The 12,190-nt window shown below is 73.2% G+C and carries 14 protein-coding genes; 9 read left to right on the forward strand and 5 right to left on the reverse strand.

The genetic code is table 11. The annotated features are described in order from the left end of the window. Nucleotides 1–208 precede the first annotated feature (208 nt). Nucleotides 209–1,201, reverse strand: coding sequence for a WYL domain-containing protein (locus tag AB0J68_RS15095; protein WP_363938939.1), 993 nt, complete (start codon nucleotides 1,199–1,201; stop codon nucleotides 209–211). 44 nt (nucleotides 1,202–1,245) lie between these two features. Here AB0J68_RS15095 and AB0J68_RS15100 point away from each other — a divergent pair, with 44 nt between their 5' ends. From AB0J68_RS15100 to AB0J68_RS15120, 5 genes are read left to right on the forward strand one after another with little or no spacing between them, the layout of a single operon-like run. Continuing rightward, nucleotides 1,246–1,725, forward strand: a complete 480-nt coding sequence (locus AB0J68_RS15100) for a hypothetical protein (protein WP_354861306.1) — start codon at nucleotides 1,246–1,248, stop codon at nucleotides 1,723–1,725. Further along, on the forward strand, nucleotides 1,725–2,186 hold the full coding sequence (locus AB0J68_RS15105) for a hypothetical protein (RefSeq protein WP_354861309.1): 462 nt from the start codon (nucleotides 1,725–1,727) through the stop codon (nucleotides 2,184–2,186). Before AB0J68_RS15100 ends, AB0J68_RS15105 begins: the two co-directional genes overlap by 1 nt. Before the next feature lie 10 nt (nucleotides 2,187–2,196). Then, a complete protein-coding gene (locus tag AB0J68_RS15110; protein WP_363938940.1) occupies nucleotides 2,197–2,736 on the forward strand; it encodes a PH domain-containing protein in 540 nt (179 codons plus the stop codon). Between the two features lie 59 nt (nucleotides 2,737–2,795). Beyond that, complete coding sequence (locus AB0J68_RS15115; protein ID WP_363938941.1) at nucleotides 2,796–4,286, forward strand: NAD(P)/FAD-dependent oxidoreductase; 1,491 nt, start codon at nucleotides 2,796–2,798, stop codon at nucleotides 4,284–4,286. After that, a complete protein-coding gene (locus tag AB0J68_RS15120; RefSeq protein WP_363938943.1) occupies nucleotides 4,273–5,145 on the forward strand; it encodes an SDR family oxidoreductase in 873 nt (290 codons plus the stop codon). The genes AB0J68_RS15115 and AB0J68_RS15120 overlap by 14 nt, the downstream gene beginning before the upstream one ends. Here AB0J68_RS15120 and AB0J68_RS15125 read toward each other — a convergent pair whose 3' ends face one another. From AB0J68_RS15125 to AB0J68_RS15135, 3 genes are all read right to left on the reverse strand, one after another. Further along, nucleotides 5,146–6,624: a cryptochrome/photolyase family protein gene (locus AB0J68_RS15125; protein ID WP_363938945.1), complete on the reverse strand. Its 1,479-nt coding sequence runs from the start codon at nucleotides 6,622–6,624 to the stop codon at nucleotides 5,146–5,148. Between the two features lie 75 nt (nucleotides 6,625–6,699). Next, nucleotides 6,700–7,875 carry a low temperature requirement protein A gene (locus tag AB0J68_RS15130; protein WP_363938947.1) on the reverse strand — a complete coding sequence of 392 codons (1,176 nt, stop codon included), beginning with the start codon at nucleotides 7,873–7,875 and terminating at the stop codon, nucleotides 6,700–6,702. A 69-nt stretch (nucleotides 7,876–7,944) separates the two neighbouring features. Beyond that, nucleotides 7,945–8,364, reverse strand: coding sequence for a hypothetical protein (locus tag AB0J68_RS15135; protein WP_363938949.1), 420 nt, complete (start codon nucleotides 8,362–8,364; stop codon nucleotides 7,945–7,947). Between the two features lie 187 nt (nucleotides 8,365–8,551). Between AB0J68_RS15135 and AB0J68_RS15140 the strand changes: the two genes are divergently transcribed. Then, nucleotides 8,552–9,637 (forward strand): S-(hydroxymethyl)mycothiol dehydrogenase, encoded by a 1,086-nt coding sequence (locus tag AB0J68_RS15140; RefSeq protein ID WP_363938950.1) that lies wholly within the window; start codon nucleotides 8,552–8,554, stop codon nucleotides 9,635–9,637. Continuing rightward, nucleotides 9,637–10,266, forward strand: a complete 630-nt coding sequence (locus AB0J68_RS15145) for an MBL fold metallo-hydrolase (RefSeq protein WP_363938952.1) — start codon at nucleotides 9,637–9,639, stop codon at nucleotides 10,264–10,266. The genes AB0J68_RS15140 and AB0J68_RS15145 overlap by 1 nt, the downstream gene beginning before the upstream one ends. A gap of 72 nt (nucleotides 10,267–10,338) precedes the next feature. On the opposite strand, the gene tsaA is transcribed toward AB0J68_RS15145, so the two are convergent. After that, nucleotides 10,339–10,767: a tRNA (N6-threonylcarbamoyladenosine(37)-N6)-methyltransferase TrmO gene (tsaA, locus tag AB0J68_RS15150; protein ID WP_355136917.1), complete on the reverse strand. Its 429-nt coding sequence runs from the start codon at nucleotides 10,765–10,767 to the stop codon at nucleotides 10,339–10,341. 52 nt (nucleotides 10,768–10,819) lie between these two features. Between tsaA and AB0J68_RS15155 the strand changes: the two genes are divergently transcribed. Together AB0J68_RS15155 and AB0J68_RS15160 are read left to right on the forward strand one after the other, a co-directional pair. Beyond that, a complete protein-coding gene (locus tag AB0J68_RS15155; RefSeq protein ID WP_354861327.1) occupies nucleotides 10,820–11,281 on the forward strand; it encodes a VOC family protein in 462 nt (153 codons plus the stop codon). Then, the coding region (locus tag AB0J68_RS15160) for a DUF3626 domain-containing protein (RefSeq protein WP_363938955.1) at nucleotides 11,265–12,190 on the forward strand (926 nt) is incomplete at its 3' end. The genes AB0J68_RS15155 and AB0J68_RS15160, both read left to right, overlap by 17 nt.

Here is a 12,190-nt window from a genome sequence, read left to right on the forward strand (position 1 = left end):
GCCGTGCCGACCCGCGGTGGCGCGACCAGGGCGACCGTCGCGCCGGACGGGACGTCGAGCGTCACCGGCCCGGTGCCGGCGACGGCGACCAGTGCGCGTAGTCGTAGCGTGGCCCTCACCTCCGGTGACCGCTGGTGCCCGTCCCAGGGTGGCACACCCTGCCGACAGTCGATGTCCCGCCGATCTTCCACTGTGGAAGGGGCGGCGGCTACCGGGTCGGCGGGCCAGAGGGGGCGTAGAGGGCGGCCAGCCCGGCGGCGGTGGCGGCCAGGCGGTCGCGGAGCGCGAGCGGGGTGAGCACCTCCACGTCGGCGCCGAGGCGCAGCAGGTCACCGTGGGCGTGGGTGAGCGACTCGATCGGCAGGACGGCGGTCACCCAGCCGTGCACGTCGGGTGGCCCTGCGCTGGCGTCCACCGCGGACACCACCGGGTCGCTGCCGATCTCCCGCAGCCGTTCCCGGCCGGCGGGGGACAGCCGTACGGTGGCCTCGTCGCGGTGCAGCCGGGCCCGGAACCGCAGCACGTGCTCCCGCCACCAGGCCGGCAGGTCGAAGTCGGCCGGTCGGTCGAACTCCTGCGCCAACGGGGTCAGCGCGAGGATCTGGTTGACCCGGTAGGTCGCCGGCTCGGCGCGGCCCGGTCGCGTGGCCACCACGTACCACCGGCCGCCCTTGAGCACCAGGCCGTACGGCTCCAGCACCCGGGTCACCTCGCCACGCCAGCCGCGGTAGCGCACCTCGACGCGCTGCTGCCGCCAGACGGCCTCGGCCGTGCGGGCCAGCTCGGGGGAGGCGTCGCCGTCGGCGTACCAACCGGGTGTGTCCAGGTGGAAGCGTTGCTGGAGCTGGGTGGCCCGGTCGCGCAGGGGTGCCGGCAGGGCGGCGTGCAGCTTGAGTTGCAGGGCGGCCACCACGTCGCCGTAGCCGAGCTCGTCGGCGGGGCCGGGCAGCCCGGCCAGGAACAGCCGGTCGGCCTCCTCGCCGGTCAGGCCGGTCAGCCGGGTCCGCCAGCCGTCGACCAGCTGGTAGCCGCCGGCGTGCCCGGCCTCGCCGTAGAGCGGGATGCCGGCGGCGTGCAGCGACTCCACATCCCGGTAGATGGTGCGCGGGGAGACCGACAGCCGCTCGGCGAGCTGCGCGGCGGTCAGCCGACCGTGCGACTGGAGCAGCAGCAGGACGGAGAGAAGTCGACTGGCCCGCACTTCACTGACACTAGCTGTCAGGGGAGCCGTCCTACCGTCCCGGCATGGCTTTTCGCGACAAGGATCTACGAACGCTGGCGCCGGTCCTGGTGGACGGTCGGCAGCTCAAGCGCTACCACATCGACCAGCCGGAGCGGCCGATCGAGCCGGAGGTGTGCAAGGCGGCGTACGACCTGCTGCCCGCGCTGCTGGCCGACGTCCCGTCCGACGGCACACCGGCTGCCGGCTGGGTGGTGCTGCACCGGGGCGCGGACACCGGCGCCTACCTGCTGGCGTACACCTGGGTGTGGGACAACGTGGTGGAGGCCCGCATCGCCGTGGCCGGCCAGCCCGCGCTGGACTGCCCGGACGACGACCCGACCCACTTCGTCGACCTGCGCCGGCCCGGGGTGGGCTGCGTGTGGGAGCTGGCGGTGCTGGAGCACGAGCGGGCCGCCTGGGTCCGGCACATGCTGGTGCCGGAGGCTCCCGACCTGACCGGCTATCTGGATGACACGCGAGCGGAAGGGCCGGTGGGCCGCTGATGGGCGACTTCGACTTCTACGTGGGCACCTGGAACGTGGTCAACCGAAGGCTGCGCGAGCGGCTGACCGGCTGCGACGAGTGGGACGAGTTTCCCGGGGTGTCGGTCGCCCACAGCTTCTTCGGCGGCGGCGGCAACTTCGACGAGATCACCTTTCCGACCAAGGGTTTCTCCGGCGCCACGATCAGGATCTTCGACCCGGCGAGCGAGCAGTGGTCGATCTACTGGATGAACAGCGGTCGCGGGGAGCTGGAGCAGCCGCCGATGGTGGGGCGTTTCGTCGACGGGGTGGGCCGCTTCTACGCCGACGACCAGGACGAGGGTCGGCCGGTCCGGTGCCGGTTCATCTGGTCGGGGATCACCGCGACCACGGCCCGCTGGGAGCAGGCGTTCTCGGTCGACGGCGAACGCACCTGGGAGACGAACTGGATCATGGAATCCACGCGAGCGTCCACCGACTAGCCTGCGGGCCATGCGGAGATGGCGGCGGATCAACCCCTGGGGCGCGGCGCAGGCGGTCACCGGACTCATGCTGCTGGTCGGGTCGACGATGGCCGTCGCCGTGGTGGTCGCCGCCAGCCGTGGACCCGCCGAGGGCAGAATCGACGCATCGGCGGCCCTCGGCCTGACCGGCGCGTTGCTGTTCCTCGGACTGTGCCTGACCTTCGTCCTCCGGATGTACCTGGCCGGGATCTACGTCAACGACGAGGGCGTACGGCTGCGGCACGTGTTCCGCACGCGGACGTTCTCGTGGTCGGAGGTGACCGGGTTCGAGGCGCGTCCCGCGCTGTTCCTCGGCGGACCGACCGTACGGGACGCCTGCTGGGTACGCACCACCGGCGGGGCGTTCGAGTCGGCGGTGCAGCGGCGTTCTCGCACGCCCGGCTGGCGCAAGAACAACGGCCCGGTGCTCTCCGCCGACGACTTCGCGCGGATGCTCGCCCGGCTCGACGCCGAGCGGGCCGCCCACCGCTACGGTCAGCGCGGCGGCCCGGCGGTGGTCTCGCGTTAGGTGCCAGGCGTCCGGGACGGTGTTAGTGTCCGTCCACCGCCCCGGACGGGAGGAACGCGATGCCCTCCGACCACGTCGACGTGCTCATCATCGGCGCCGGCCTGTCCGGCATCGGCGCCGCCTGCCATCTGCGCCGCGACTGCCCCGACAAGACGTACGCGGTGCTGGAGGCACGCGACGCGGTCGGTGGCACCTGGGACCTGTTCCGCTACCCCGGCATCCGGTCCGACTCGGACATGTTCACCCTCGGCTACTCGTTCCGGCCGTGGACCGACGCCACGGCCATCGCCGACGGCGCGGCCATCCGGGAGTACGTGCGGGAGACCGCCCGGGAGTACGACGTGCAGCGCCACATCCGCTTCTCCCACCGGGTGACGCGCGCCGAGTGGGACAGCGGCACCGCCCGCTGGACGGTGCACGCCCAGCGCACCGACACCGCCGAGACCGTGATCCTCACCTGCTCGTTCCTGTTCGCCTGCACCGGCTACTACCGCTACGACGAGGGCTACACGCCCGCCCTGCCCGGCGTGGACGCGTACGCCGGGCGGCTGGTGCACCCGCAGCACTGGCCCGACGACCTCGACCACACCGGCCAGCGGGTGGTGGTGATCGGCAGCGGCGCGACCGCCGTGACCCTGGTGCCGGCCCTGGCGCAGCGGGCCGCGCACGTGACGATGCTGCAACGCTCACCCACGTACGTCATCGCCCTGCCCTCGCGCGACCGGCTGGCCGGCGCGTTGCGGCGCTGGCTGCCGGCGAACGCCGCGTATTCCGTGGTGCGGTGGAAGAACGTGCTGCTGTCCACGGTCAACTTCCAGCTCAGCCGACGCGCGCCCGGCCTGGTCAAGCGGCTGCTCCGGCGCGGCGCGAAGCGGCAGCTGCCGGTCGGGTACGACGTCGACAGGCACTTCTCGCCCCGCTACGACCCGTGGGACCAGCGGCTCTGCGTGGTGCCCGACGGCGACCTGTTCACCGCCGTGCAGCAGGGGCGGGCGTCCGTGGTGACCGACACGATCGACACGTTCACCGCGCACGGCGTCCGACTGGCCTCCGGCGATGAGCTGACCGCCGACATCGTGGTGACCGCGACCGGGCTCAACCTGCTCGCCCTCGGTGGCCTGACGCTGCGCGTGGACGGCGTCGACGTCGACCTGCCGAAGACCGTCGCCTACAAGGGCATGATGCTCTCCGGCGTGCCGAACTTCGCGCTGACCATCGGCTACACCAACGCGTCGTGGACCCTCAAGGCCGACCTGGTCGCCGGCTACGTCTGCCGGCTGCTGCGCCACCTGGACCGCACCGGCCAGCAGGTCGTCACCCCGCTTCCACCGCCCGACGCGCAGCGGGTGCCGCTCATCGACCTGCGCTCGGGCTACGTGCTGCGCAGCGTCGACGCGCTGCCCAAGCAGGGCGCGCGGGCACCCTGGCGGCTGTACCAGAACTACGCCCGCGACGTGCTGCTGATGCGGCACGGCCGGCTCAGCGACGAGGGTGTGCGCTTCTCCCGCGGCACCCGTCAGGGAAGGAGCACCGATCGTGCGGAGGTTTGAGTTCGCCGGCGCGACGGCCGTCGTGACCGGCGCGGCCAGTGGCATCGGCGCCGCGTTGGCGCACGGCCTGGCCGCTCGGGGCAGTGACCTGGTGCTGCTGGACCGCGACGCCGTGCGGCTGGACGCCGTCGTCGCCGCCATCCACGCCGCGCACCCGGACCGGCAGGTGCACACGTTCCGGGTGGACCTCGCCGACGCGGTGGCCACCGCCCGGGTCGCGGTCGAGATCGGCCAGCGGCACCCGCGCGTCCGGCTGCTGGTGAACAACGCCGGCGTCGGCCTCGGCGGCCGGTTCGACCAGGTGACGTTCGACGAGTTCAGCTGGGTGATCGACATCAACTTCCGGGCCGTGGCGCAGCTGACCCACGCGCTGCTGCCCGCCCTCAAGGCCGAGCCGGGCGCGCACCTGGTCAACATCTCCAGCCTGTTCGGGTTGATCGCGCCGGCCGGGCAGACCGCGTACGCGGCGAGCAAGTTCGCCGTCCGCGGCCTCACCGAGGCGCTGCGCCACGAACTCGTCGACGACGGCATCGGTGTGACCTCGGTGCATCCCGGCGGGATCCGCACCCGGATCACCGAGAACGCCCGGGTCGGCAGCGGCGTGTCGATCGAGGAGTACACCGCCGGCCGGGCCCAGTTCGAGAAGCTGCTCACCATCGCGCCGGAGCGGGCCGCCGAGGTGATCCTGCGAGGCGTCGAGCGGCGCCGGGGCCGGGTGCTGATCGGCTGGTCGGCGAAGCTGCCCGACCTGCTGGCCCGGATCATGCCGGCCTCGTACAACCGGCTGCTGGTCGTCGGCCTCAACCGGGGCGTCGCCCGCCCGGTGCCGGCCGCGCCGCCGGTCGCGGACCTCACCTGATCACGGAGGGCTGCTGCCCCGCTTCTCCTCCTGCGCCAGCACCGCATCGCGGTGCTCCGGCTCGTCGCGGCGGGCCAGTTCCGCGGCGAGCCGCGGGTCGGCCACCAGCCGGTCCCGGTTGCGGTGCAGGAAGCTCTCGAAACCCCCGGTGTACGGGCAGGCCAGCTCGCCGAGCGCCCGCTCCGGGGTGTAACGGCAGCCGGCGCAGTAGTCGCTGATCTCGTCGATGTCGGTGCCGTCCACCGCGTACGGGCGGGTGTCCACCCTGGCCAGGTCGGCGTACTGGCTCATGCCGATGACCGTCGCGTTCATCACCCAGTCGGTGCCGTCGACGAAGCAGTGCCGGAACCAGTCCGCCACCTCGGTGGGACGCCAGCCGCGCTGCAACGCGTAGTTGCCGAGCACCAGCAGCCGGGGGCTGTGGTGCGTCCACGCCCGGTCCCGGACGGCGGCGAGCACGTCGGCCAGACAGCGCGCCTCCACCGCGTCGGCGTCCAGCTCGGCGAACCACTGCGGCATCGGCTCGGTCGCGGCCAGCCAGTTCGCGCCCCGAAACCGTGGCTCGTAGTACCAGTACAACTGCCAGAGGAACTCCCGCCAACCGAGCAGCCCGCGGATGAACGGCTCCACAGCCGTGCGCGGCGCGGCACCGGACCGCCACGCCTGCTCGGCGGCGCGGACGGCCGGCTCGGGGTGCAGCAACCCCAGGTTGAACGACGACGAGAGCGCCGAGTGCGCGAACAGCGGGTCGTCGGCGCTCATCACGTCGGCGTAGCGGCCGAACCCGGGCAGCCGGTACGTCAGGAAGTGCGCCAGCCGGGCCTGCGCCTCGGCGTGCGTGGCGGGGTGCTGCCGGGGGCCGTCGCGGCCGACGAACCGCACCCCGTCGGCCGCCCACCGGTCCAGATCGTGGCGGACCTGCGCGTCGATGTCGTCCTCGACGATCGGCGGTGGAGGCGGCGGCGTCGCCGGCACGGTCGGGGCCTCCGCCCGGGGCCGACGCGGCGCCGGGGTGCCACCGGACCCGCCGGTTCCCCGGGCCGGGCCGCTCAGCACGTCGTGCCAGCGACGGGCCTGCCGGTAGAAGTCGGCCATCCGCAGCGGGCCCCGGCGGGTGCGGTCCGCCCACGCTGCGAAGTCGGCCTGGCTGGTGATGAAGCCGCGCGGCGGCAGCACGGTCAACCCGGGCACCGAGCGGGCGAACTCCAGCGCGGCCCGGGAGTGCGGATGGCACACCTCCACCGGCTCGGTGACCTGGGCCAGGGCCTCGCGGAACGTGCCGGTACGCAGCAGCAGCGCCCGGTCGCCCAACTCGGCGGCGCGGTGGCGCACGGCGGAGAGGATCAGGTGCGCCTTCTGCCGGTGCATCGGCCGACGACGAAACAGCTCCCGGACCTCCACCAGCAGGACCGGTTGATCGGGGTCGTCGAGGAAATGTGGCCCGAGTTGGTCGGCCAGCAACCATCGGCGGTGAAGCATGCCGCAATTCTGCCCACTTCCGGGCCGTCCCGCGCGCCGGCAGGCCGGGTGGTCGATGCCTGATCCAGATCGGGATCAGGCCGTGCGCGTCGCGGCCGGCCCGGCGTCGCGTCCGCGCAGCAGCACCGTCAGCGTCACGAGGGCGACCAGCAACACCGCGAGCACCTGCACCGGGGCCGGACCCAGGGGCGCGAGCAGCGCCAACAGGGCGACGACCGGATAGGCGACGACCACAGCGCCGTGCTGCTGGCGGCGAACGAGCAGCACCCAGACGGTCAGCAGGAAGACGGCTATCGGCACGGCCACCGCGTACGCGGCGGTCGTGCCGGAAATGTGCGCGAGGTGCCGCTCGTGGTCCACCGCCACGGGCAGGCCGGCCCCGACCGCGGCGATCGCCCCGAAGATCAGATAGTGGCCGTAACCCCAGATGAGCGAGTACGGCAACCGGTCCGGCGCCTCGACCGGACGGTCGAAGTAGAGCCACCAGAGCGCGAACACGATGAGCGCGCCGGCCGCCGCGAGCGCCCAGAGACCGTGGTCGCCCGCGTCGAGCCCGGTCTGGATCGCCACCGAGATCGCCAGCACCGCCTCGCCGAGCACGATAAGCGTGAACAGTCCGTACCGCTCGCCGATGTGTCCGGGGTGCCACGGCGTCATCCCGGAACGCTCGGCCACCGCGGGCACCAGCAGATCGGCGAGCGCCAGCAGCACGAACGCCGCGATGCCCCAGCCGTCGGGCAGCGCCAGCCGCAGCAGCCAGCCGAGCTGCACCACTGTCACGCCGATCGCGTAGCGGCGTGCCGCCGCGCGGTGCGCCGGATCGCCGGCGGCCGCCCGGATCCACTGCGTGACGGCGGCCAGCCGCATCACCACGTACCCGTAGGTGATGACGGTGAAGTCGCCGTCGGCGAACGCCCGCGGCACCCCGGCCGCCAGGATCAACGCCCCGGTGATCTGCACCAGCGTGGTGATCCGGTAGACGTCGTCGTCGGTGTCGTACGCCGAGGCGAACCAGGTGAAGTTCATCCACGACCACCAGATCGCGAAGAACACCATCAGGTAGCTGGTCAGCGCGTGGGCGTGGTGGTCCTCGGCGACGTCGTGGTGCAGGCTGGTCGCCGCCTGCGCCACGGCCACCACGAAACACAGGTCGAAGAAGAGCTCCAGCGGGGTGGCAGCACGGTGCGGCTCGTCGCGGCGGCGGGGCCTCATCGGCCGGTAGAAGGGCCGCACCGAACGACTGTGGGTCACCGCAGCTCCTCAGACCGACCGCCGGGTCGCCCACACGATAACGGGCCGCGGCGACGCGATTCGCCCAGGTCAGCCGCGCCGACGGCCGTGGGTCAACCCCTCCAGCACCAGGGTCAGGCCGGCACCGACCAACCAGACGTCCTTGGCCAGCCCGACGCCCTGCTGTGTCGGCCGTATGCTGCCCGGCTCACGCATCCCGGGCGTCTTCAGGTACAGCTGCACGAGGCCCGCGCCGAACGCGGTCAGGCCGAGCCCCACCAGGGGCGCCGGGACGAACGGCGTGAGCAGCGCGGCTCCCAGGGCGATCTCGGAGTACGACAGCAGCTTGGCGAACCGCGGCGGCTCCAACTGACCGAGCTGCGGCATGGCCGCCACCGCCATCCCGTGCATGGCCTGCGCGGCCTCGCCCTCCAGGTTCCGCTTGCCCAGACCCGAGTTGAGAATGTACGCGCCGATGGTGACCCGCAGCGGCAGGTGCGCGAATTTCATGATCACTCCCGGTGGTCGTGGTCCGAATTGTGGCCCGCGTACCCCGCGTGACCCCTGATAACCCGCCGCCCGTCTGACTGGGCCGACCGTGGTGATCGCGGTAGGTTCGGCAGGGGCCCACCGGCGAGCCCGGTTCATCCGCCTGCCCGGCGTCCGGCCCCGCCGCAGACCACCAGCAGGAGGCGAAGTGAGCCAGGAAGTCCGGGGAGTCATCTCCCGCAGCAAGGGCGCACCGGTCGAGGTCACCACCATCGTGGTGCCCGACCCCGGCCCCGGTGAGGCGATCGTCCGGATCCAGTCCTGCGGGGTCTGCCACACCGATCTGCACTACCGCGAGGGTGGCATCAACGACGACTACCCGTTCCTGCTCGGGCACGAGGCGGCGGGCGTCGTCGAGCAGGTGGGGGAGGGCGTCACCGACGTCGCCCCGGGCGATTTCGTGGTGCTCAACTGGCGGGCGGTCTGTGGCGTCTGCCGGGCCTGCCGCCGGGGTCGGCCCTGGTACTGCTTCAACACCCACAACGCCGCGCAGCGGATGACGCTCACCGACGGCACCGAACTCACCCCGGCGCTGGGCATCGGCGCGTTCGCCGAGAAGACGCTGGTGCACGCCGGTCAGTGCACGAAGGTGGACCCGGCCGCGCGGCCGGCCGCGGTGGGCCTGCTCGGCTGCGGCGTGATGGCCGGGCTCGGCGCGGCGATGAACACCGGCAACGTGACCCGCGGCGACTCGGTAGCGGTGATCGGCTGCGGCGGCGTCGGGGACGCTGCCGTCGCCGGCGCGGCCCTCGCCGGCGCCACCACGATCATCGCGGTGGACACCGACAGCCGCAAGCTCGACTGGGCCCGACAGTTCGGCGCGACGCACACCGTCAACGCCTCCGAGACCGACCCGGTCGAGGCCATCCGTGCCGCCACCCGCGGTTTCGGGGCCGACGTGGTGATCGACGCGGTGGGGCGACCGGAGACCTGGAAGCACGCCTTCTACGCCCGGGACCTGGCCGGCACGGTCGTGCTGGTCGGCGTTCCGACCCCGCAGATGCGGATCGAGCTGCCGCTGCTGGACGTCTTCGGGCGCGGTGGCGCCCTCAAGTCCAGCTGGTACGGCGACTGCCTGCCCAGCCGGGACTTCCCGATGCTCACCGAGCTGTACCTGCAGGGCCGTCTCGACCTGGACGCCTTCGTCACCGAGGAGATCGCTCTGGACCAGGTCGAGAACGCGTTCGACCGGATGCACCACGGCGACGTGCTCCGCTCGGTGGTGGTGTTCTGATGGCCGTCCGGGTCGACCACGCGGTCACCTCCGGCACGTTCTCGCTCGACGGGCAGACGTTCGAGGTGGACAACAACGTCTGGGTGATCGGCGACGACGACGAGTGCGTCATCCTCGACGCGCCGCACGACGTGGCCGCGATCCGCGCGCTGGTGGGCGGTCGCCGGGTCCGGGCGATCCTGGCCACCCACGGGCACGACGACCACGTACGGGTGGCGCCCGAACTCGCCGAGGCCACCGGCGCTCCGGTACTGCTGCACGCCGCCGACCGGGTGCTCTGGGACCTGGTCCACCCCCACCTGCCGCCGCACGGTGAGCTGCGGGACGGGCAGAGCATCGAGGTGGCCGGCACCGCGCTGTGGGTGCTGCACACCCCCGGGCACAGTCCCGGCGCGTGCAGCTTCTACGCCCCGGACCTGGGGGCGGTGTTCACCGGCGACACCCTGTTCCAGGGAGGGCCGGGCGCGACCGGGCGCTCGTACAGCGACTTCGGCACCATCGTCGAGTCGATCCGCACCCGGCTGCTGACCCTGCCCGCGGAGACGGTCGTGCACACCGGGCACGGCGACGACACCACCATCGGCGCGGAGGCCCCGCACCTGCCGGAGTGGCTGGCGCGCGGGCACTGACGGCGGCCGGCCGCTGCCCTGCGCTGCGGCCGGGCTGCGTGTCGCGGCCGGGCTGGCGCCCGGCGCGGCGGCTCAGCGCTCGTCGGCGGGGCCGAGCACCGGCTTGACGTCCAGGACGGGGGTGCCGTCGAGGGCCTCCAGGTCGGCCACCTCGACGCGCAGCCCGTCCACCGCCAGCACCCGCACCCGGTGCAGGCCGATCGGGTTGGGTCGGTGCGGGGAGCGGGTGCTGAACACGCCGGTGTGCGGGCGGGCCTCGTCGCCGCGCGGGTGCACGGCCAGCACGTCGCGCCGGGCGCGGTCCAACCAGGTCAGCACCAGCAGCTCCGCGCCGGCCGACAGGTCGGTCAGGGCCCGCTCGACCTGCCGGTCGAAGATCAGCCACGCCGTTGGCGCGCCCTCATCGCCCTGCCGGGGCGCGCTCGCCGCGTCGGTCAGCGGCGAGGCCACCCGACCGACCGGACGCAACAGGTACGTGTCGTCGCCATACGTCTCGACCATCGTCGCTCCCTTCCGGACGGTGTCAGCCTAGGGCGTTGTTAGGATCCGCCGCATGACCGCCGAGCAGCACCGCGCACCCGTCGTCCGTCAGCTGCGCCTCGTGGTGGAGGCGGCCGACCACGAGGCCGCGGTGGCGTTCTACCGGGACGCCCTCGGCCTGCCCGAGGAGGCGGCGTTCACCGGTGACGGCGACGCCCGGGTGGTGATCCTGGACGCCGGTCGGGCCACCCTGGAGATCGCCAATCCGGCGCAGAAACGCATGATCGACGACGTCGAGGTGGGCCGGCAGGTCGCGCCGCGCATCCGGGTGGCCTTCGAGGTGGACGACACGCGGGCGACCACGGCCCGGCTGGTCGCCGCCGGGGCGAGCGAGATCGCGCCACCGACGCGTACGCCCTGGCAGTCGCTGAACTCCCGCCTGGACGCCCCGGCGGACCTGCAGATCACCGTCTTCGAGGAGCTGGGCGCACCGCAGGAGCGCGCCGTGGACCCCGGACATGACGGCGACGTCTGAGCGACGGCTCCGCGCCGCACTCACCCCGGCACAGGCGGCTGCCCTCGCGTACGTGCGGTCGTCGGCGGTGGTCGATCGTCCGGCGGCGCTCGCCGCGATCGAACGGCACCTCGCCGCCGCCGACCTCGGCCACCGGCCGCAACGGCTGCTCGCCGCGGCAGCCCAGCGTGGCCGGCTCACCGTCAACTTCCACCCCGACCGCCGGTGCGCCGACGGGCGTGACGTCGCGTCCGCGCTGGCCGAGGACGGGGTGTACCGCAGTCAGTTCGTCACCGGCATCTCCAACGGCGGGCTCACCGCGTACCCCGGTGGCGACCGCGACCGGTGGGAGCACCGGATGTTCGGCGGCGCGTACCAGGCGCCCGGGGTGGCGCCGGCGGACCGACCCACGTACGGCGGGATGAACCTGCTCGACCACGCGGACGGCGCCTGTCCCCGCTTCGGCTCCTGTCACCTGCGGCTGCGTCCGGCGGTGCTGGGCCGGGCGACCTTCTGCCTCGGCGACAGCCACCTCGGTCCGGGCGTGGTGGGCACGGCCGACGCCTTCGAGGCGGTGCTCGCCGGGCTGCTGGCCGGCGTGGCCGGCACGGGCGCGTGCCTCGGGCGGGCCGGGATGGACGTCGCCACCCTGGCCCGGACGCTGCTGGAGGCGCCGAGCACGCAGGCCACGGTCGGACGCGCGCTCGACGACTACGTGGAGGCCCAGATCCACGGCCCTCTCGACCTCGCGCACGACGTCGAGGAACTGGTGGTGGACCCGTCCTTCGCCGGCACCCCGACCGGGGCGACGCTGGAATCGATCGCCCGGCGGTACGGTTTCCCGCTGCGGTGGCACCCCGGCTTCGCGCTGGCCGTCGACCAGGTCGACGCCGAGTTCCGGGGCCCCGCGATCCCGGTGCTGGCGGCACG

Source organism: Micromonospora sp. NPDC049580, from assembly GCF_040675595.1.
Classification (GTDB): Bacteria; Actinomycetota; Actinomycetes; order Mycobacteriales; family Micromonosporaceae; genus Micromonospora.

Coding starts and splice junctions, on each gene's coding strand:
- AB0J68_RS15100 (WP_354861306.1), top strand. CDS start 1,246: ATGGCTTTTCGCGACAAGGATCTACGAACGCTGGCGCCGGTCCTGGTG.
- AB0J68_RS15105 (WP_354861309.1), top strand. CDS start 1,725: ATGGGCGACTTCGACTTCTACGTGGGCACCTGGAACGTGGTCAACCGA.
- AB0J68_RS15110 (WP_363938940.1), top strand. CDS start 2,197: ATGCGGAGATGGCGGCGGATCAACCCCTGGGGCGCGGCGCAGGCGGTC.
- AB0J68_RS15115 (WP_363938941.1), top strand. CDS start 2,796: ATGCCCTCCGACCACGTCGACGTGCTCATCATCGGCGCCGGCCTGTCC.
- AB0J68_RS15125 (WP_363938945.1), bottom strand. CDS start 6,624: ATGCTTCACCGCCGATGGTTGCTGGCCGACCAACTCGGGCCACATTTC.
- AB0J68_RS15135 (WP_363938949.1), bottom strand. CDS start 8,364: ATGAAATTCGCGCACCTGCCGCTGCGGGTCACCATCGGCGCGTACATT.
- AB0J68_RS15145 (WP_363938952.1), top strand. CDS start 9,637: ATGGCCGTCCGGGTCGACCACGCGGTCACCTCCGGCACGTTCTCGCTC.
- tsaA (WP_355136917.1), bottom strand. CDS start 10,767: ATGGTCGAGACGTATGGCGACGACACGTACCTGTTGCGTCCGGTCGGT.
- AB0J68_RS15155 (WP_354861327.1), top strand. CDS start 10,820: ATGACCGCCGAGCAGCACCGCGCACCCGTCGTCCGTCAGCTGCGCCTC.